Annotated in this window: 18 protein-coding genes and 1 pseudogene; 10 read left to right on the forward strand and 9 right to left on the reverse strand. The window is 66.6% G+C overall.

From position 1 onward, the window contains the following. Both HMPREF3167_RS10020 and lpdA read right to left on the reverse strand, forming a co-directional pair. A pseudogene (locus HMPREF3167_RS10020) lies at positions 1-216 on the reverse strand (biotin/lipoyl-containing protein); the annotation flags it as partial. 14 nt (positions 217-230) lie between these two features. After that, positions 231-1,604 carry a dihydrolipoyl dehydrogenase gene (gene lpdA, locus HMPREF3167_RS01285; protein ID WP_062612287.1) on the reverse strand — a complete coding sequence of 458 codons (1,374 nt, stop codon included), beginning with the start codon at positions 1,602-1,604 and terminating at the stop codon, positions 231-233. Between the two features lie 136 nt (positions 1,605-1,740). Here lpdA and HMPREF3167_RS01290 point away from each other — a divergent pair, with 136 nt between their 5' ends. Beyond that, on the forward strand, positions 1,741-2,046 hold the full coding sequence (locus tag HMPREF3167_RS01290) for a hypothetical protein (protein ID WP_062612289.1): 306 nt from the start codon (positions 1,741-1,743) through the stop codon (positions 2,044-2,046). Here HMPREF3167_RS01290 and HMPREF3167_RS01295 read toward each other — a convergent pair. Further along, on the reverse strand, positions 2,043-3,434 hold the full coding sequence (locus HMPREF3167_RS01295; protein WP_070445049.1) for a leucyl aminopeptidase: 1,392 nt from the start codon (positions 3,432-3,434) through the stop codon (positions 2,043-2,045). The genes HMPREF3167_RS01290 and HMPREF3167_RS01295 overlap by 4 nt on opposite strands. 101 nt (positions 3,435-3,535) lie before the next feature. On the opposite strand from HMPREF3167_RS01295, the gene HMPREF3167_RS01300 reads away from it, so the two are divergent. Then, entirely contained in the window at positions 3,536-3,958 is a 423-nt protein-coding gene (locus HMPREF3167_RS01300) for a hypothetical protein (RefSeq protein ID WP_062612292.1), read from the forward strand. A gap of 3 nt (positions 3,959-3,961) precedes the next feature. On the opposite strand, the gene HMPREF3167_RS01305 is transcribed toward HMPREF3167_RS01300, so the two are convergent. Next, positions 3,962-4,633: a DUF3043 domain-containing protein gene (locus tag HMPREF3167_RS01305; RefSeq protein ID WP_062612294.1), complete on the reverse strand. Its 672-nt coding sequence runs from the start codon at positions 4,631-4,633 to the stop codon at positions 3,962-3,964. 101 nt (positions 4,634-4,734) lie between these two features. On the opposite strand from HMPREF3167_RS01305, the gene HMPREF3167_RS01310 reads away from it, so the two are divergent. The 4 genes from HMPREF3167_RS01310 (at position 4,735) to HMPREF3167_RS01325 (ending at position 8,623) form a co-directional block, all read left to right on the forward strand. After that, positions 4,735-6,072, forward strand: a complete 1,338-nt coding sequence (locus tag HMPREF3167_RS01310) for a dipeptidase (protein ID WP_070445271.1) — start codon at positions 4,735-4,737, stop codon at positions 6,070-6,072. Continuing rightward, positions 6,073-7,158: a hypothetical protein gene (locus HMPREF3167_RS09755; RefSeq protein ID WP_070445052.1), complete on the forward strand. Its 1,086-nt coding sequence runs from the start codon at positions 6,073-6,075 to the stop codon at positions 7,156-7,158. Between the two features lie 105 nt (positions 7,159-7,263). Continuing rightward, on the forward strand, positions 7,264-7,608 hold the full coding sequence (locus HMPREF3167_RS01320; RefSeq protein WP_062612299.1) for a HesB/IscA family protein: 345 nt from the start codon (positions 7,264-7,266) through the stop codon (positions 7,606-7,608). 49 nt (positions 7,609-7,657) lie between these two features. Beyond that, complete coding sequence (locus tag HMPREF3167_RS01325) at positions 7,658-8,623, forward strand: FKBP-type peptidyl-prolyl cis-trans isomerase (RefSeq protein WP_083281020.1); 966 nt, start codon at positions 7,658-7,660, stop codon at positions 8,621-8,623. A gap of 70 nt (positions 8,624-8,693) precedes the next feature. On the opposite strand, the gene HMPREF3167_RS01330 is transcribed toward HMPREF3167_RS01325, so the two are convergent. Then, positions 8,694-9,308 carry a superoxide dismutase gene (locus tag HMPREF3167_RS01330; RefSeq protein ID WP_070445056.1) on the reverse strand — a complete coding sequence of 205 codons (615 nt, stop codon included), beginning with the start codon at positions 9,306-9,308 and terminating at the stop codon, positions 8,694-8,696. A 204-nt stretch (positions 9,309-9,512) separates the two neighbouring features. Between HMPREF3167_RS01330 and HMPREF3167_RS01335 the strand changes: the two genes are divergently transcribed. After that, on the forward strand, positions 9,513-9,920 hold the full coding sequence (locus HMPREF3167_RS01335; protein ID WP_070445059.1) for a response regulator transcription factor: 408 nt from the start codon (positions 9,513-9,515) through the stop codon (positions 9,918-9,920). Beyond that, complete coding sequence (trpD, locus tag HMPREF3167_RS01340) at positions 9,917-10,978, forward strand: anthranilate phosphoribosyltransferase (protein ID WP_148132365.1); 1,062 nt, start codon at positions 9,917-9,919, stop codon at positions 10,976-10,978. The genes HMPREF3167_RS01335 and trpD overlap by 4 nt, the downstream gene beginning before the upstream one ends. 81 nt (positions 10,979-11,059) lie before the next feature. On the opposite strand, the gene HMPREF3167_RS01345 is transcribed toward trpD, so the two are convergent. Genes HMPREF3167_RS01345 through HMPREF3167_RS01355 form a run of 3 tightly spaced genes read right to left on the reverse strand, consistent with a single transcriptional unit; the run spans position 11,060 to position 13,558 of the window. Continuing rightward, the gene (locus tag HMPREF3167_RS01345) at positions 11,060-11,338 is read right to left on the reverse strand and encodes an Lrp/AsnC family transcriptional regulator (RefSeq protein WP_062612309.1); all 279 of its coding nucleotides are present in this window, start codon (positions 11,336-11,338) and stop codon (positions 11,060-11,062) included. Positions 11,339-11,393: 55 nt separating this feature from the next. Further along, entirely contained in the window at positions 11,394-13,160 is a 1,767-nt protein-coding gene (locus HMPREF3167_RS01350; RefSeq protein WP_070445065.1) for a DEDD exonuclease domain-containing protein, read from the reverse strand. A 29-nt stretch (positions 13,161-13,189) separates the two neighbouring features. Then, positions 13,190-13,558, reverse strand: a complete 369-nt coding sequence (locus HMPREF3167_RS01355) for a hypothetical protein (RefSeq protein ID WP_062612313.1) — start codon at positions 13,556-13,558, stop codon at positions 13,190-13,192. Between the two features lie 106 nt (positions 13,559-13,664). On the opposite strand from HMPREF3167_RS01355, the gene HMPREF3167_RS01360 reads away from it, so the two are divergent. Both HMPREF3167_RS01360 and HMPREF3167_RS01365 read left to right on the forward strand, forming a co-directional pair. Beyond that, entirely contained in the window at positions 13,665-14,888 is a 1,224-nt protein-coding gene (locus HMPREF3167_RS01360; protein ID WP_062612314.1) for a pyrophosphate--fructose-6-phosphate 1-phosphotransferase, read from the forward strand. A 98-nt stretch (positions 14,889-14,986) separates the two neighbouring features. Next, on the forward strand, positions 14,987-16,339 hold the full coding sequence (locus tag HMPREF3167_RS01365; protein WP_070445068.1) for a class II 3-deoxy-7-phosphoheptulonate synthase: 1,353 nt from the start codon (positions 14,987-14,989) through the stop codon (positions 16,337-16,339). Between the two features lie 28 nt (positions 16,340-16,367). Here the strand turns inward: HMPREF3167_RS01365 and pknB are convergent, their stop codons facing one another. Beyond that, positions 16,368-18,389 (reverse strand): Stk1 family PASTA domain-containing Ser/Thr kinase, encoded by a 2,022-nt coding sequence (gene pknB, locus HMPREF3167_RS01370; protein ID WP_070445070.1) that lies wholly within the window; start codon positions 18,387-18,389, stop codon positions 16,368-16,370. Positions 18,390-18,447 lie beyond the last annotated feature (58 nt).

Consider the following 18,447-nt stretch of genomic DNA (forward strand, 5'->3'; position numbering starts at 1 on the left):
CACGGTGCCAACCGAGACCGTCTCATCTTCTCCGACCTCGATCGACTCGAGGACGCCGGCTGCCGGGGCCGGAACCTCGGTGTCAACCTTGTCGGTGGAGACCTCGACGATGGGCTCGTCGGCCTCGACCGTGTCGCCAACGTTCTTCAGCCACGTCGTGACCGTTCCCTCATCGATGGATTCGCCCAGTGCGGGCATCTTAATGGGTTCAGACATGTCTTGCTCCTAGGTCAGTTGTGGGTGTGAAGCGGCTTGCCGGCGAGGGCCAGGATGGCCTCGCCCACCGACTCGTTCTGAGTGGGGTGAGCGTGGATCAGGCCGTCGAAGTCTTCCGGGTAGGATTCCCACGCGACCATCAGCATGCCTTCGCCCACCTGCTCACCCATGCGGGCGCCGATCGAATGGAAGCCCACGATCGGGCCGTCCTTTTCACGGACCAGCTTAACGAAACCGGTGGTGCCAAGCATCTGGGACTTGCCGTTACCTGCGAGGTTGAAGGTGGAGGTCTCCACGTTGTCCTTGCCGAACTTCTCCTCGGCCTTCTTCTGCGACAGGCCCACGGAGGCGATCTCGGGGTTGGAGAAGGTGACCTTCGGGATGTTGTCCTCATTAACGACGGCGGGGTTGTTGCCCGCGATCTCGTCGGCCACGAACAGGCCCTGGAGGAAGCCGCGGTGGGCGAGCTGAACGCCGGGGACGATGTCGCCAACGGCGTAGATGTTGCCAACCCCGGTGTGCAGGCGCTCGTTCGTGATGACGAAGCCGCGATCGATGGTGATGCCCTGCTCCTCGTAGCCGAGGTTGGCGGTGGAGGGGCCGCGGCCGATGGCGATCAGCAGGTATTCGGCGTCGTACTGCTTGCCGTCCTGGGTGAAGACGTGAACGCCGCTCTCGTCCTCCTCAACCCGGTCGAACATGGTCTTGGTCTTGAAAGCGATCTTGCGCTTGCGGAAGGAGCGCTCGAGCATCTTCGACACGTCCTCGTCCTCGTTCGGCACGAGATGATCGAGGCCCTCGATGATCGTCACGTCGGCGCCGTAGGAGTTCCACACCGAGGCGAACTCGCAGCCAATCACGCCACCGCCAAGCACGATGACCGACGACGGCACAACATCCATGGTCAGCGCCTTGTCGGAGGTGATGACGCGGTCGGTGATGGTCTGGCCGATCGTCTTCGAGTATGAACCCGTGGCGAGCACGATGTTCTTGCCCTTGATGCGCTCACCGTTGACCTCAACCGTGTCCTTCGCAACCAGGCGACCCCAGCCGGCGATCGTGTCAATACCCGCGGCGTTCACAAGGCCGGTCAGGCCCTTGAACATCTTCTCAACCACGCCATTCTTGTACGTGTTGAGCGCCCCCATGTCGATGCCTTCGAAGGTGCCCTTAACGCCAATGGAGGGGCCTTCGCGCATTTCGTCTGCAACCTCGGCAGCGTGTAGGAGAGCCTTGGTGGGGATACAGCCGCGATGAAGGCAGGTTCCACCAACCTTGTCGCCCTCAATGAGCGCCACCTTCATACCGAGCTGGGCGGATCGCAGAGCGCATGCGTAGCCTCCGGAACCCGCGCCAAGAATCACTACATCGTATTCCTTTTCAGTCACTTACCTCTCCCTCGAGATCGCCATGGCCCGGTGGGTCCAGACCCGTTCCCTATAATTATTCCACTTTGCGGCCGACATTTCTTCCTCGGCGGGGACAATCGCGTGACTCCAACAGGGCGCGCGGTAGGCTGGGGGAATGTTGTTTTCGAAAAAGAAGGGGCCGCTTTCCCAGCGCCGCGCCAAGAAGGTAACGGTCGAACACCTGACCGAGTTCGTGGCCACCCGCCAGGGGGTCGCCGCCTACTTCGAGGCCGCCACCTCGCGTGACCCGAGCTCGATCGTGCTCGTGGCGAGCGACGGGGAATGGACCCGACGCAAAATCCCCAGCATCGCCGACGCCGCTGAGGTCGCCCGCGATCTGGGGATTGAGCTGTATGAGGTGGCCCGCACCGGTTATCCGCGCGAGATGCGCGAGTGGTCGGCGAAGAACCGGGGCCGCTAGTTCTCCACGGCGGCGAGCAGGGTGCGCAGCATGGCGCCGGTGGCACCCTTCGGCATCACCCCGTAGGGCTTGCCGCGGTTGAACGACGGGCCGGCGATGTCCACGTGCGCCCAGTTCGGCGCGTCCACGAACTCCTTGAGGAACAGGCCGGCCACCAGCATGCCGCCGTAGCGCGAGCCGGAGTTCTTCATGTCGGCAACGTCCGAGTCGAGGCTCTCTCGCAGGTGAGCGGGCAGCGGCATGTGCCAGGCGTCCTCGCCCACCTCGCCCGCCAGGTCGGTGAGGGTCTTGGCGTAGTCGGTGCCCATGATGCCGGTGGTGCGCTCGCCGAGCGCCACCATCTGGGCGCCCGTCAGGGTGGCGATATCAATGATGGTCTCGCTGCCCTCGGCGCTGGCCATGAGCAGGCCGTCGGCGAGGACCAGGCGGCCCTCAGCGTCGGTGTTGTTGATCTCTACCGAGGTGCCGTTGCGGTAGGTAATGACGTCGTCGGGGTGGCCGGCGATACCGGAGACCATGTTCTCCGCGATGCACATCCAGCCCACGATGCGGCGCTTGACGCCCAGCCGCGCGGCGGCCACGAGCACCTCGAGCACGGTGGCGGCGCCGCCCATGTCGGTCTTCATCTCGGTCATGGCATTCGACGGCTTGAGCGAGTAGCCGCCCGTGTCGAACGTGATGCCCTTGCCCACCAGCGCGATCGTGCCCTCCGGCGCGCCCTCCGGGGCCCACTCGATGCGCACCAGGCGCGGGTGGCGCTTCGAGCCACGGCCCACGTGGATGATGCCGGCGGCGTTGATCTCCTCCAGCTCCTTCTCCCGGTACACGGTGACGGTGCAGCCGGCCGCGCTCGCCTCGTCCTCGGCGATCTGGGCGAGCACCTCGGGGTAGAGATCGTTGGGGGCGAGGTTGACAAGGTCGCGGATACGGTTGCCCGCCTCGGCCAGGATCTCGCCGCGCGCCACGGCGTCGTCATCGGCCTCTGGCAGCACGAGCGCGCCGAGCGGTGCCTTCTTCGGCTCCTTGTACTCGTCGAAGACGTAGGCGCCGAGCAGCGCGCCCTCAACAGCCTCGGCCACCTCGGCGACGGGGGAGGCGACGTACAGCTCATCGACCCCGGCGGCAGCGCGCGCGAGCTCGCCAAACTTGTCGCGGGTAGAATCGCCGTTCACGACGACGAACACCAGCTTGCTCGTATCGGCCGGGTTCACTAGCCGGGCAACCCCCTCGCCGGGCTGAAGCGTGGTCAGCGCGGCAACAACGCCGCCAGTGAACTCCGCGTCCTCAACGAGCGTGTCGAGGGTGTAGGACTCGCCATCCTTCGACGCGAGGATCGCGAGGTGGCGAGAAAGGTCCTGGGTGAATTCGTGACAGATAATATTGGTCATTGCCCCAGTATATGTCGCGATAGCCAGAGATTTCTTTCCCGGCCTCCGCGGCTTGGATGGCGGCGGGGTAAACTGAGGCGAACCGAGTTGAGGAGAGGCCCGTGAGCCAAGAACTGACAGACACCCGCACCCGCGCCCACGGGTGGCCCTCCGTCCTCATTTATGCCCTCGGGGTTGGGGCCGTGATCTTCCTGTGGCGGGCCGTGGTGGCGGCCACGAACTCGATGGTGGGCGGGCACTACGGGCTGGCGGTCACCTCCATCCTCGCCGCCCTGTGCTGGGTGCTCGGATTCGCCGGCGCCAAGCACAACGGCCGGCGCATGCGCTACCTGGCCTTCGGGGCGTGGGGGATTAATGTGTTTGCCCCGCTCGCCGGACTGGTGGTGGACTTCCACTACTCCAACCCGTGGTTCGAGGCGGGGCGCACCTACTTCTACCTGCCGACCCTCGGAGCGATTGCGGCCTTCGCGTGGCTCATGTGGTCAAGGCCCGCGGCGATGGCCGCGCGCCAGATGGAAAAGTAGGGCCTACTTCGACTTTGCGCCGCGGGCTTCCTTCATCTCTGCGCGCGTGCCGCCCGCCGGGTATTCGCCCCGTGACACCTGCGGGGCGGGCAGGCGCCAGCGGCGCAGGTAGAAGCACCGGCCGAGCATCTGGAGGTAGAAGCCCGAGGGGACCTCGCCAAACTTGTGCATGGCCGCCTGCTTCGCCCGGCGGCTGACCCACATGGCGTGCAGTAGCATGATGAGGAAGACCACGTACATGCCCCACACTACGGGGATTACGATCTGCGGGAAGCGGCCCTGGAAGAGGATGAGGGGAAGCAGGAGTAGCGCGGCTGGCATGAAGAATGCAGAGATGGGTGCGGCGGCGTCGATGTAATCGCGCCCGAAGGAGCGGATGGGGCCGCGGTGCTGGGCGGGCATGTTGCGCTCGTCGCCCGTGCGCATGGCCTGCTGCTGCTTTTCGTACAGTTCATTCGAGCGGGCGCGCTCTTCGGCCTTGCGTTGGCGCTTTTCGGCCTTGGACAGGGACTTGGTGTCGGCAACAAGGGGGCGGCGGTTGCGCGCTTCGACGTCCTTACGCCGAGGCGTGGGCGCGCCCTTGGCAGCGGTGTAGCCCTTGCGCTGTGGCTCCACAGGAGTGGAGAGCGAGGAGTCTTCCAAATCCGACGTCTTCTTTGATCCGAACACGGCCATCCTTATCTTTGAGCTGTTGGTGTTCAGTCTAACGGCACGGCCCGACATTTCTGGAAACCGCGGCGGTTATGCCCGCCACGGTGTGCGCTAAAGTGGTGGGTATGTACCACGACGTAGTTTCTTCAGTAGATGAATCAATGAACGACTCCCTGGCCGCGCTGTCTGAGCTGGTCGCCATCCCGTCAATCTCCGCCGATTCCTTCGACCAGTCCACCCTTGCCGAATCCGCGCAGTGGATCGCGAACAAGGCCCGCGGCCTCGGCTTTGACACGCGGGTCATCCAGGTCGAGGGCGAGGCCGGAACGGGCCGCCCCGCCGTCCTCGCTACGCGCGCGGGCGAACCGGGCAAGCCCACCGTGGTCCTCTACGCTCACCACGACGTCCAGCCCGTGGGCGACCTGGCCCTGTGGGACACTGACCCGTTCGTGGCCACCGAGCGCGACGGGCGCCTATACGGCCGCGGCACCGCGGATGACAAGGCCGGCGTCGTCGCCCACCTCGCCGCTGTCGCCGCAGCGCGCCCGGGCGTGGGCATCACCCTTTTCATCGAGGGCGAGGAGGAGGTCGGCTCGCCCACGTTCGTCGACTTCCTGCACGCCTACAAGGCCGAGCTCGACGCCGACGTCATCGTGGTGGCCGACTCGAACAATTGGAAGGTGGGCACGCCGTCGCTCACCACCTCGTTGCGTGGCGTCACCCAGGTGTCGGTCACGGTCACCGCGCTCGACCACGCGCTGCACTCGGGCATGTACGGCGGCCCGGTCCTCGACTCGGTCACCCTCGCCTCGCGCCTGATCGCCACGCTCCACAACGACGCGGGCGACGTTGCAGTCGAGGGCCTGCTCGCCACCGACGACACGCCGGTCGACTACCCCGAGGAGGAGTTCCGCTCAGATGCGGGCCTACTGGAGGGCGTGCGCCTGGTCGGCTCGGGTTCGATCACCTCGAGATTGTGGACTAAGCCCGCGATCGCCGTCACCGCCATGGACGTCACCCCCGTCCGCCTCACCTCCAACACGATCTCCCCGTCCACCACCTTCGTGCTCTCCCTGCGCGTGGCCCCCGGCCAGGATTCGGGCGAGGCGGCCGAGAAACTCATCGATCACCTCAAGGCCCACGCGCCCTTCGGCGCGCACGTGGACTGCGTAATCAACGAGCGCGGCCCGGCCTTCCAAGCCTCCGGCCAGAGCGAGGCCTCCCAGCTCATGGAGTGGGCGCTTGGCGAGGCCTGGGGCACGGACCCGGTGGACATCGGCGTGGGCGGCTCGATCCCGTTCATTGCCGACCTAGCCCGTGAATTCCCGCAGGCTCAGATCCTCGTGACCGGCATCGAGGACCCGGACACGCGCGCCCACTCGGCCAACGAGTCGCTCCACATCGGCGACTGGCGTAATGCGATCGCCGCCGAGGCGCTGCTGCTCACCCGGCTCGGCGAGTAGATGCACGTCACCCTCGTCTGCTCGGCCCTCCCCGGGATGGGGCCGCGTGCCGTGTGTGAGCGGGCGAGCGCCGCGTGGCGTGAGGTCCGCCCGTACGACGACGTCCTCGCACTTCTCACGTCCGAAGGCGCGACCGTAGCCCACGCGGGCACGGGGCTCGACGACGTCGTGCAATCGCGCCACCTGAGCGCCCGGGCGGTTGAGGTGGGCGCCGGGGCGGAGCGGCGAGTGCACTGGGTGTGGGACGGCGGGGCGATGATCGACCTGGCCGATTCCTTTTCCTGGAACGGGCGCCCAGAGGGCTCCACGGCCTTCCTGGGCGCCGACCTCCTCGCGCTGCGCGATGCCGGCGCCCGGCGCATTCACGTGCACCTGCCCGACCTCATGAGCCCCACCGACCTCGGCCGCGGGGTCCTGGGGGAACTGGCGGGGGAGTCCCTCGGGGATGACGGGCTGGGGGCGGCCCTCGAGGCGGCGCGCGCGGCCCTGCGGGATATGGCACTGACCGTCACCTACCCCTCCGACCTGCCGCTGCTCGGGGTCAACGGGATGGCCCGGGCGTGGGCCACCCGTGGCTTCGACGGCTACCGCGCCCAGGACTTCGAACGCGAGGCGGGCGCGTGGATCCACGAGCTGGGTCAGGCCGCGGGTGCCAGCACGCGGCGCTCACTCGTGGGCGCCGATATCGACCCGCGGGCCGGGTACGCGGGCCCGGGAGGGGGACTAGGCCTCATGCTGCAGCTACTGGGGGCATCGACGTCGTTGGTGGGCGACCACCTCGTGGCCGGGCACATCCCGGAAACCGACCTCATCGTCTACGTGCTGGGAACCATCGGCGTGGATCTGCCCTCGGGGCTCCACGCGGCCGCCCGTTCGGGCGAAGAACAGGGCGTGCCCGTCGTCGTACTCAGTGACGCCGCAGGCATGCGCAAGGGCGAGCTACCCCGCCTCGGGCTGCACGGCGCCTACGAGATGCGCCCCGAACGCTTCGTCGACGACGCGGACACGCTCGCCGACCTGTCCCGCCTGCCCCAGCTCGTCACCACCTCGATGCGCACGATCGCCTCCACCTGGGGCTGGGATTAGGCCTGCCCAATCGATCACGCTCAGCTGAATGGGACGTGGCCAACATAGAGACTGCCAGCGTGAGGCGGTAGTGTGTGTCCAGAACACTATTTTATGGAGGTATTCATGAGCGAAACCGTCGCAACCCACGGCGTTACCCTCACCGAGGTCGCCGCAGCCAAGGTCAAGTCCTTGCTCGAGCAGGAGGGCCGTGACGACCTTCGCCTGCGCATCGCAGTTCAGCCGGGCGGCTGCTCCGGCCTCATGTACCAGCTCTACTTCGACGAGCGTCTCTTCGACGATGACGCGGTGGCGGAGTTCGACGGGGTCGAGGTCCTCGTGGACGCCAAGTCGGCTCCTTACCTTGACGGCGCCACGATCGACTTTGCTGACACGATCGAGCGTCAGGGCTTCACCATCGACAACCCTCAGGCACACGGCACCTGTGCGTGCGGAGAGTCGTTCCACTGAGACCAGAGTTCCCTGCCACGTGGTGGGGAACAACTATGTGAGGAGAAGAATGCGCGTACTTGCTAGTGTGACCGCTCTCGCGCTCGCCTTTGGCGCCGCCGCCTGCAGCTCGGAGTCCGATCCGCAGGCGCCGGAGGAGACCACCACGTCAGCCAACCAGACGCCGGGCACGCAGATGCCCACGCTCGACGATTCGGGGGAGAACCCGATCCTGTCCTTCCCCGACTCGAATGCGCCCGCGGGCTTGAAGGTCGAGGTGTTGGAGAAGGGCGAGGGCCGCGAGATCGCGGCCACCGACACGGTGGTGGCCCACTACGTGGGCCAGGTGTGGGGCTCGGAGGAGCCCTTTGATTCTTCCTTCAGCCGCGGGGCGCCGGCAGCGTTCTCGTTGTCGAAGGTGATCCAGGGTTGGACGCAGGGGCTCGCGGGGCAGACCGCCGGCTCGAAGCTCATCCTGTCCATCCCCTCCGACCTCGGCTACGGTCCGAGCGGTGGCAACGAGGCGGCGGGCATTGGTGAGACGGACACGATCGCGTTCTACATAGAGCTGGTCGACGCATACGGCGTGGACCAGGCGGGCGATGCGAACGCCACGATGCAGGCCGACCTGGCTGACCTCCCCGTGGAGATCGAGGGTGCGCTCGGCGAACCGGTCACGGTTACGGTCAAGGAGGGCGCTGAGGCCCCCACCGGCGAACCCGTGGTGACCGTGATCGCCCGTGGTAACGGCGAGCCGGTCGGTGGCGAAGGCACCACGATCTACGACCAGTACGCGATGTCCTTCTGGGACAACTCCGCCTCCGAAGTCACCTACGGCACTTACGGGCCGCAATCGCAGACACTCGGCGCGGGTAGCTTCTTCGATTCCCTTGCGGGGATCCCGGTGGGTTCCCGTGTGCTCGTGGAGGTCCCGGCCTCCGAGGGCGGTGAGGATGCGGCGGCGCCGGCCTACGCCGTCGTCATTGACATCCTCGGGCAGATCGAAGCCGCGCCGGCCGCGTCGTCCGGCAACTAATCGAGACTCGCCGGCAACTAGTCGAGACACAAAAGTGGGGCCCTCACGGGCCCCACTTTCTTATTGCGTCTTAGCGGACGATGAGGGTAGCGTTCTTCGCGTCGGCGTAGCGGGCAGCCACGTCCTGCCAGTTGAAGACGTTCCACACGGCCTTGACGTAATCGGCCTTGACGTTGAGGTAGTCAAGGTAGAAGGCGTGCTCCCACATGTCGAGCATGAGGATCGGGTAAGTGCCCACCGGGACGTTGGCCTGCTGGTCGAACAGCTGGAAGGTGGTCAGGCTCTTGCTGATCGTGTCGTAGGCGAGGACGGTCCAGCCGGAGCCCTGGATGCCGGTAGCAACCGCGGTGAACTGCTTCTTGAAGTTCTCGAACGAACCGAAGGCCTCGTTGATCGCCTCAGCCAGCTCGCCCTCGGGCTCGCCGCCACCGTTCGGGGAGAGGTTCTTCCAGAACACGGAGTGGTTAGAGTGTCCACCCAGGTTGAAGGCCAGGTCCTTCTGGAACTGGTTGATCTTGGAAAAATCGCCCGCCTCGCGCGCCGCGGCCAGGTTCTCGAGGGCCTTGTTGGCGCCGTCGACGTAGGCCTGGTGGTGCTTGCTGTGGTGCAGCTCCATGATCTTGGCCGAGATGTGCGGCTCGAGAGCGGCGTAGTCGTAATCAAGTTCGGGCAGTGCGTACACCATGTTTCCTCCAACGTTGAACCCGCGGGCCCTCGTGGCCGCGGAGGTCTACGCCCTCCAGTATCTCGCAAGGACAGGCCCATGTGGGTATTAAGTCCGTATATGCGCGCACAGCGAAACTCGTCCCGATCGGCGATCGTGGATGAGTTCTACGAAACTGGCACGAATCGGTAGTATTGGCTCAGAGCCGAGTTAGTGGAGGTAAAAATGACTCAGGACGCTGGCAAGACCTCGGTCGACGTGCTGGTGTATTCGGATAACCGCGATACCCGTAACGATGTGATGAGGGCCGTGGGGCGCCGCGTCGGCAAGGGTCCCGCCATCAATTGGACCGAAGCGGCCACCTGGGAGGGCGCCTACCTCTTGGTGGAGGAAAACCACTTCGATCTGCTCATCCTTGATGGCGAGGCGGCCAAGCTTGGCGGAATTGGCTTTGGAAAAATGGTACGCGACGAGCTGGTGGAGGACATGCCCTACATCGTGCTCATCGGCCGCCCGCAGGACGAGTGGCTGGCGCGCGTGTCCGCGCCGAACGCGATCCTCAACCACCCGGTCGATGCGCGCGCGCTCTCGGCCGCAGTCGCCGATGTCCTTGGGGAGACCCTGAAATCATGATGACCTGGCCGGAGATCACCGCCAAAGTCATTAGCCGCCAGGACCTGACGGCCGAAGAGACGGCCTGGGCGATGGACAAGGTGATGAGCGGTGAGACCTCTCCCGTGTCGCTGGCCGGCTTCCTCACGGCGCTCGCCACGAAGGGCGAGACGATCGACGAGATCCTCGGGCTTGCCGACTCGATGCAGTCCCACGCCACCCCGGTCAGCCTGCCCTCGGATTCGCTCGACATCGTGGGCACCGGCGGCGATCGGCTCCGCACGGTCAACATTTCGACCACGGCCTCCTTGGTCATCGCCGCGGCCGGGGTCAAGGTGGTTAAGCACGGCAATCGCGCCTCCTCCTCGAAGTCAGGCGCGGCCGACTGCCTGGAGGAACTCGGGGTTAACCTTGACCTGCCCGTGGAGGCGGTGGAGCGAATCTTTGATCAGATCGGCATCACCTTCCTCTTCGCCAACAAGTTCCACCCGTCGATGAAGCACGCGGCCACCGCGCGCCGTGAGCTCGCCCTCCCCACCGCGTTCAACGTGCTCGGCCCGCTGACCAACCCGGCCCGGCCCGAGGCAGGCGCGATCGGCGTGTCGAACGCGCGGCAGGCGCCGCTGGTGGCGGGAGTGCTTGCCCGGCGCGGCACGCGCGCTCTTGTCTTCCGCGGCACGAACGGACTCGACGAGCTCTCCACCGCCGCGCCGAACGAGGTGTGGGAGATTCGCGACGGCGAGGTCACCTATCATGGCCTGGACGCCACGGCCGATTTGGGCCTGGCGTCCGCCACGGTGGATGATCTGCGGGGTGAGGACGCCCGCTACAACGCGGCCGCCGCGCGTCGGGTGTTGGACGGCGAGCGGGGAGCGGTGCGTGACGCCGTGGCCCTCAATGCCGCCGGCGCGATTGTGGCCGACGGGCGGCTCGAGGGCGTGCGCCCTGGCGACGGGGACTTCGTCACGCGCATGCGCGCCGGTCTGGCGATCGCCGAGGATGCCCTCGATTCGGGCAAGGCCTCCGAGCTGCTGACGCGCTGGGCCGAGCTGGCCCGTGCCGAGAGCGCGCGGGGCTAAGGAGTACCGGGCCAGAGAGTTCGGATACGGGTGTGGGGGTGACGGCAGCGGCCGTCACCCCCACACCCGACTTCGCGGTGTTTAATCGAGCCCGATGTCGAAGGCCGCCTCGAGGTCAGCCTTGGAAAACTCCTGGAAGGCCAGGTAGGTCTTGACATTTTTGACTCCCGGCACCTTGGCGATGTTGCCGGGGATGACCTGGGCCAGGTCCTCGTGCTGGGGGACAGTGACGAGCGCGATGAGGTCCACGTCCCCCGTCACGGAGTAGACCTGGCGCACCGACGACACCCCTGCCACGGCGTCGGCAACCTCGGGGATCTGATCGACTTCGGCGTCGATCATGACAATGGCTGTGATCATGGGTGCTCCTTTTCGTTCGATCGATAGGTCTAGTTTAGCGGGCCGTGGCCTGGGATTATTCCTCCGCGCGCGACTGGGGCAGCAGGGGGAGGGCCACAGCGTAGCCGCCCGCGAGCGAGCGCGTGAGCAACTCGGGCCGGGCGACCTTGATGAGCCGCACGTCCTCGTGCATGAGCCAGGTGGACAACAGGCGTACCTCGTCTGCTGTGACGTGGGCGGCGAGCTCCGGTACGGGCAGCTGCTCGGTGGCCGCGTCCAGCCACGCACCGAGTGCCTCCGGGTCTTCGCCCGGCCGGGTGGCGGCGCTGGCCCGCAGCATGCCGTAGTCGATCACGACGACGTCGAAGCCGCGCCTGCCCCTGCGCGCGGCCACGATGCGCGGATTGCCCACGAGGCTGCGTAGCTCCTCGAGGCTCTTCGCCCCGCCGACCAGAGCGTAGAGGCGGTCCCGTTCGCCGGCCGCCTGCTCGTAGCGCGCCTCGGCGGCAAGGGAGCGGATCTTGGCCAGGGCGTGCGCGGCCGCGGGCGCCACGTTGCCGGCGAGCGCGCTACTCACTGCGGCTACCGCCTGCTCCTGGGGAGCGCCGGTGAGGCAGGGCGCGTCGCACTTGCCGAGCTCATGCAGGTGGCAGGCCGGGCGCCCGTCGGGGGTGGCGGGCAGGCGCGGCGTACACTCGCGCAGGCCCGTTGCCGCCTGTAACAGCTCGACCGCCCGACTCGCCTGCTTGGCGCTACCAAACGGGCCGAGCGCCTGGCCCAACTGGTCGAATCTCACCTTGCGTGTGACCTTGAGGCGCGGAAAGGGCTCGGAGGTAAGCGCCAGCCACGGACGTTGCGCGGAGCGGCGCGACCTGCGGTTGTAGGGCGGGTCCAGTTCGTTGATGAGGCGGACCTCGAGGACGCTGGCCTCGAGCTGGGTGGCGGTGGCAGTAGCCTCCACCGACACCGCTAGGTCGACCATCTCGGCCATCCGTGCCCGGCGTTCTGCCGCCGTGAAGTACTGGCGTACCCGCTTGTAGACGTTGACCGACGTGCCCACGTACAGCACCTCGCTGCCCGGGCCGATGAAGCGGTACACGCCCGTCCCGCGCGGCAGCCCGTCGGCCAGGTGGGCCCGGGCGCGGCGCTTGGCCGGCACCGGGTCCGTGGCAGTCATGAGGTCGGCCAGGTGCGTGACCCCGATCCCGCCCAGGCGGGAGAGGATGGCGTGGAGCAGATCGACAGTCGCCCGCGCGTCGTCAAGCGCTCGGTGGGTGGGCTGAACCTCCGCCCCGCACACGCGCGCGAGCGTGGCGAGCTTGTAGTTCGGAGTCTCGTCGCGGGTAAAGACCTTGCGTGCAAGCCTGACCGTGTCGATCACCGGGTGGGCGGGCAACGAGTAGCCCAGCTCACTGCAGGCGCCCTTGAGGTGGGAGATGTCAAAGCGGGCGTTGTGGGCCACGAACACGGCCGGCTCGGTGCCGACGAACCGGAGGAAGCCGGCCATGACCTCGGCCAAGTCAGGGGCGAGGGCCACCATCGAGTTCGTGATCCCCGTCAGCATCGTGATGTTGGCCGGGATCGGCACGCGGGGATTGACGAGCGAAGTGAACTCCTCGATCACGTCCCCTCCGCGCACCTTGACCGCCCCGAACTCGGTGATGGAGTTGAGGCCGGGCCGCCCGCCCGTCGTCTCCAGGTCCACTACCACGAAGGTGACGTCAAACAACGACGGGCCCAGCTCATCGAGCGCGAGCTGGACGGGCGCGGGCGGGGGAGCGCCCTCGCGATGGGCATGGCGCGGGGTGAGGTCGAGTGAGCGGCCGGGGTGTAATTCAGTCATGCCCCAAGCCTAGAACCCAGCTCCGACAATTAAACTCGGGTGCCGTCGTCGCCCTGGCGGTGGGCCCAGGGCGCGCTGAAATACACGCCGGCGGCAGCCGAGACCAGGCCGATCATGCCAAAGACCATCCACCAGTCGCGCGAGAAGTACAACACGTCGGCCACGCCCAGGATGAAGAGGACTGCGACGGCGCCGGTCACCAGGAAGAACAGGCGTGATAGCACGGGCTGAGAGGCAGGCGCGATGGGCTCGGCCGGCGGCAGGTCGGCCGGATCGAAGGCCTCGTCGTCGACCTCCGCCGGGGTCCACGTGCGAAACTGCTCGCGCGGCCCGCGCTCTATCTCCTGCTGGAGCTTGATCCACTCGCCATCCCAGTCGTGGCCATCTTCTTCACGCATGCGCCCACTCTACCGCGTCACGGGCTAGGCCCAAGCGCACGCACCGGCTTCACGATTGACGCTAAGATTGTGGCGGGCACATGTTTCTCAGTTAAGGAAGGTACCTATGACTATTCGCCGCATCGCACTGCTGACCGCAGGAGGATACGCCCCCTGCCTCTCCACCGCCGTGGGTGACCTCATCGAGCGCTACACCAAGGAGCTTCCCGACGCCGAGATCATCGGGTACCAGCACGGCTACCACGGCCTGCTCACGGGCAACTTCGTGGTGTTCGACGACGAGGCGCGCGCCAAGGCCAACATCCTCACCAAGTTCGGTGGCTCGCCGATCGGTAACTCCCGGGTCAAGCTCACCAACTCCCAGAACCTGGTGGATCGCGGCCTCATTAAGCCCGGCGAGAACGCCCTCGAGGTGGCGGCCGAGCAGCTGCGCAAGGATGGCGTGGACGTGCTGCACACGATCGGTGGCGATGACACGAACACCACGGCCGCCGATCTTGCCGCCTACCTCCACGAGCACGATTACGAGCTGACCGTGGTGGGCCTGCCCAAGACGATCGACAACGACATCGTCCCGATCCGCCACTCGCTGGGCGCCTACTCGGCGGCCGAGCAGGGCGCGCTGTTTGCCCAGAACATCGTGGGCGAGCACCGAGTCAACCCGCGCATGCTCATCATCCACGAGATCATGGGCCGCGGCTGCGGCTACCTCGCCGCGGAGACCAGCCGCTACTACCGTGAGTGGCTCGAGGCCCAGGACTGGGTGCCCTCGGCCGGCCTGTCGAAGGAGCGTTGGGACATCCACGCGCTCTACCTGCCCGAGATCACCTTCGACCTCGACGTCGAGGGCTCCCGCCTGCGCAAGATCATGGACGAGCAGGGCAACGTCAACATCTTCCTCTCCGAGGGCGCTGGCGTGAAGGAGATCGTCGAGGAGATCCTCGAGGACGGCGGCGAGGTGGAGCGTGATCCGTTCGGCCACGTCAAGCTCGACACGATCAACCCCGGCGAGTGGTTTGCGAAGAAGTTCTCCAAGATCATCGGCGCGGAGAAGGTCATGGTCCAGAAGTCGGGCTATTTCTCCCGCTCGGCGAAGTCGAACGAGCGTGACCTGGAGCTGATCGGCCAGATGTGCGACCTCGCGGTCGAGTCCGCGATCAAGGGCGTCTCCGGCGTGGTCGGCCACGACGAGGAGAACGGCGACGTGCTCACCACGATCGACTTTACGCGCATCGCGGGCCACAAGGCCTTCGACGTGACCCAGCCGTGGTTCACGGAGCTCATGGAGGCCATCGGCCAGGACTGGGAGCCCCAGCCCACGGCCGAGTAACGGCTGAGCAACTCATAGAAGGCGGGGAGCGAGCGCTCCCCGCCTTCCGTGTGCCGGACCAGATTCGCGCCGGGGCGGTTTATGCCTAGAATCGTTCTATGTTCGAAGATGCAGATGAGATGACCCGCGAGCTCCTGTCGGCATGGAAGGAGCGCTCGGCCAAGCACCAGCCGGCCTACCCGGACGCGGATTTTCTTGGCACCACGGTCGACTATCTGCGCTCCTTGCCCCCGCTCATCTTCGCGGGCGAGGCCGATTCCCTCACGGCGGAGATGGCGCGAGCCTCCCGCGGTGAGACGTTCGTGCTCCAGGGCGGGGACTGTGCCGAATCCTTCGTGGACGCCACGGCTGACAGGATCCGGGCGAAGATTCGTACGATCCTGCAGATGGCGGTGGTGCTGACCTACTCGGCGTCGGTGCCGGTGGTGAAGCTGGGCCGGATGGCCGGTCAGTACGCCAAGCCGCGCTCGAACCCGATGGAGGGCCGCGACGGGCTGGAGCTGCCCTCCTACATGGGCGACGCCGTCAACGGGTATGCCTTCACCCCTGAGGCGCGTACGCCCGACCCGCACCGGCTGGTAGAGGCCTACCAGCACTCAGCGGCCACCCTCAACTTGATCCGCGCCTTCACGGGCGGCGGTTTTGCGGACCTGGCGAAGGTCCACGAGTGGAACCGCGGTTTTTCCGCGAACCCCGCCTATCATCGCTACACGGCGATGGCACGCGAGATCGATAGGGCGATGCAGTTCATGCGCGCCGCCGGAGCCTACACCGATTCGCTGAAGACGGTTGATTTTTACTCTTCGCACGAGGCGCTCCTGCTTGACTACGAGGACGCGATGACCCGCATCGATTCGCGCACGGGCCTGCCCTATAACACGGGCGCGCACTTCCTGTGGATCGGCGAACGCACGCGCGATGCGGACGGCGCGCACGTGGAGATGCTCTCGCACGTCCAAAACCCGATCGGGGTCAAGCTTGGCCCGAACGCCACCACGGACGAGATCCGCGCGCTCATCGACAAGCTCAACCCGGAGGGCAAGGAGGGCCGGCTGACCTTCATCACGCGGCTTGGGGCTGAGAAGGTGGGGGATAAGCTCCCCGAGATCATCGACGCGGTTCGCGACGACGGCCGGCCGGTCACCTGGATGTGCGACCCGATGCACGGCAACACGATTTCGGTGGGGGACTTCAAGACCCGCCGGCTCGACGACGTGTTGGACGAGGTGCGCGGCTTCTTCCGTGTCCATCGCGAGCTGGGCACGATCCCTGGTGGCCTGCACATCGAGCTCACGGGCGACGACGTAACCGAGGTGCTCGGCGGTTCCGAGGCGATCGTGGAGGCCAAGCTGGGCGAGCGCTACGAGACGCTCGTGGACCCGCGCCTCAACCATCAGCAGTCCCTCGAGCTGGCCTTCCTCGTCTCTGAGATCCTGCGCGAGAACTTCTAGCGCAGGGCGCGCCTCGGACGCCTGGGCGCTAGACGATCGTGATCGTGATGACCGAGCCGGGCTTGACCTTCTCGCCCGCGCCGGGCGACTGAGCTCGCACGGTGCCGAAGTAGCCTCCGAGGAAGCGGTCGTAGGCGACCACGAATCCGGCGTCTTCGAGGATCTGCGTGGCCTCGCCCTCCTGCTTGCCAAACACGTTGGGCACTTCGATCAGTTCAGGGCCCTTGGAGACCGTGAGCGCGATGGAGTCTCCCCGGTAGCGCGATTCGCCCGCTACGGGCTCCTGGGTCATGACGACGCCGGCCTCCACCGTGTCGGAGAATTCCTCGGTCACCGTGCTGGTCAGGCCCAGTTCTTCGAGGCGGGCATTGGCCGAGTCCAGCTTGTCGCGGGTGAGGTCAGGTACCGAGATGGGTTCGCGCCCCTTGGACACGGTGAGCTGCACCAGGCTTGAGTGAGGCACGGATTGGCCGGGCTCGGGCGACTGCGAGATGACCGTGCCCGCGGGCACGGTCTCCGAGTAGGCCTCCGTGACCTCGAGGGTGAGGCGGCCGTCTTGCAGGATCGTGCTTGCCTCATCTTGGGTCTTGCCGGCGACGTCCGGTACGACCACGTGTTCGATCCCGAGCGAGACGACCATAGTGACGGGCTGGGAGGGGTGGATCGGCTCGCCGACGTCGGGATCCACGCTGATGACGGATCCGGCCTCGATGTCGTCGGAATAGTCCTCCGTGACCTCGTAGGTGAGGCCGGCGTTCGTGAGCGCGGCCTCGGCGTCGGCCTGGGCGAGGTTGATGACGTTGGGGACGTTGACTCGCAGGCCGGGGCCCTCCGAGTAGTACCACCACAGCCCGTAGGCGCTGCCCCCGATGAGGGCGATGAGCAGCAACAGCAGGACGGGCCAGCGCCGGCGGCGCGGCCTGTCTTGGCTGACCTCCGTGTGGTGGCGGCGTTCGAGCACCGCAGTGTGCGACATGGCTGGCGGGATGGACGCCGGCAGGGCGTCGTCGGCCGGCTCGCGTTCGGGCGACGCGTCCGAACGCGAGCCGCCGGGAGCCGGAGCCTTGGACGCGACCGGGGCTACGGCGTCGGCGGGCAACACCGACGTGCCACCGGAGGGTACCCGCGCCGACTCGGATGGGAAGACGGGAATGCGACGGATGAGCGTTTCTTGCGGGAGGGAGGCGATGACGTCGGTGAGCGCGTCGAGCGCGGCGCGGGCATTGACCGGGCGCTTCGAGGGGCTCTTGGCGGTAAAGAGCGCGATGAGGGAGTCGACGGTGGCGGGCATCCAGTCGGCCTGGTCGGACAGGCGCGGCATCGTCTCATTGACGTGTTTGAACGCGACGTTCATCGCGGTCTCGCCGCGGAAGGGCAACTGGCCGGCGATGAGCTCATAGAGCATGACGCCCACCGAGTAGATGTCGGCCGTCTTGGACGTGGTGCCATCCGAGATGAACTCCGGGGCCACGTAGCCCACGGTGCCCAGCATCGAATTCGTGTGCGTGGAGGTGGCGTCGGTGGCGGCGCGGGCCAGGCCGAAGTCGGTGAGCTTGGCCTGGAAGCGCGGCTCGAGTGCGGTGGTCTCCAGTGGTTCGGTGAGCAGGACGTTTTCGGGTTTGATGTCGCGATGGATGATGCCGGCGTCGTGAGCAACCGCGAGGCCCTCGAGCACCTGGCGCGTCAGCTCAAGGCTGATGCCGAGGGGGAGCGAGCCGTAGGTGTTGAGCTCCGAACGCAGGTCCGGCCCGGACATGAGCTCCATGACGAGGTAGGGACGATCGCCCGTGGGCAGCGTGGCCACCCCCTGGTCGTGGACGGCGACCACGTGCTGGCTGGACAGGCCTGCGGCCGCGCGCGCCTCCGAGATGAAACGACGCACGAAGTCAGGCTGCTCGGCCAAGTGGGCGTGGATGACCTTGATCGCGACCTTGCGCTCCAGGCGCCGGTCCGAGGCCTGGTAGACGGTCGCCATGCCGCCGCGCGCGATGCGCGCGCTGATTACGTAGCGATCGTCAATGACCTCGCCGAGAAGTGGATCAAGTTTCACGCTTCCTACCTTAGCGAAAGCCGGCCACTACCATAGGCAGTGACCGGCCGTGTCTTTC

The organism is Trueperella sp. HMSC08B05, from assembly GCF_001808405.1.
Lineage (GTDB): Bacteria > Actinomycetota > Actinomycetes > Actinomycetales > Actinomycetaceae > Trueperella > Trueperella bernardiae.

What these genes read in the sequence shown, in the direction of transcription:
- HMPREF3167_RS01335 (WP_070445059.1), top strand. Translation starts at nt 9,513, where the DNA reads ATGACTCAGGACGCTGGCAAGACCTCGGTCGACGTGCTGGTGTATTCG.
- HMPREF3167_RS01320 (WP_062612299.1), top strand. Translation starts at nt 7,264, where the DNA reads ATGAGCGAAACCGTCGCAACCCACGGCGTTACCCTCACCGAGGTCGCC.
- HMPREF3167_RS01295 (WP_070445049.1), bottom strand. Translation starts at nt 3,434, where the DNA reads ATGACCAATATTATCTGTCACGAATTCACCCAGGACCTTTCTCGCCAC.
- HMPREF3167_RS01305 (WP_062612294.1), bottom strand. Translation starts at nt 4,633, where the DNA reads ATGGCCGTGTTCGGATCAAAGAAGACGTCGGATTTGGAAGACTCCTCG.
- HMPREF3167_RS01360 (WP_062612314.1), top strand. Translation starts at nt 13,665, where the DNA reads ATGACTATTCGCCGCATCGCACTGCTGACCGCAGGAGGATACGCCCCC.
- trpD (WP_148132365.1), top strand. Translation starts at nt 9,917, where the DNA reads ATGATGACCTGGCCGGAGATCACCGCCAAAGTCATTAGCCGCCAGGAC.
- HMPREF3167_RS09755 (WP_070445052.1), top strand. Translation starts at nt 6,073, where the DNA reads ATGCACGTCACCCTCGTCTGCTCGGCCCTCCCCGGGATGGGGCCGCGT.
- HMPREF3167_RS01350 (WP_070445065.1), bottom strand. Translation starts at nt 13,160, where the DNA reads ATGACTGAATTACACCCCGGCCGCTCACTCGACCTCACCCCGCGCCAT.
- HMPREF3167_RS01355 (WP_062612313.1), bottom strand. Translation starts at nt 13,558, where the DNA reads ATGCGTGAAGAAGATGGCCACGACTGGGATGGCGAGTGGATCAAGCTC.
- HMPREF3167_RS01325 (WP_083281020.1), top strand. Translation starts at nt 7,658, where the DNA reads ATGCGCGTACTTGCTAGTGTGACCGCTCTCGCGCTCGCCTTTGGCGCC.
- HMPREF3167_RS01330 (WP_070445056.1), bottom strand. Translation starts at nt 9,308, where the DNA reads ATGGTGTACGCACTGCCCGAACTTGATTACGACTACGCCGCTCTCGAG.
- HMPREF3167_RS01365 (WP_070445068.1), top strand. Translation starts at nt 14,987, where the DNA reads ATGTTCGAAGATGCAGATGAGATGACCCGCGAGCTCCTGTCGGCATGG.
- HMPREF3167_RS01290 (WP_062612289.1), top strand. Translation starts at nt 1,741, where the DNA reads ATGTTGTTTTCGAAAAAGAAGGGGCCGCTTTCCCAGCGCCGCGCCAAG.
- HMPREF3167_RS01310 (WP_070445271.1), top strand. Translation starts at nt 4,735, where the DNA reads ATGTACCACGACGTAGTTTCTTCAGTAGATGAATCAATGAACGACTCC.
- HMPREF3167_RS01345 (WP_062612309.1), bottom strand. Translation starts at nt 11,338, where the DNA reads ATGATCACAGCCATTGTCATGATCGACGCCGAAGTCGATCAGATCCCC.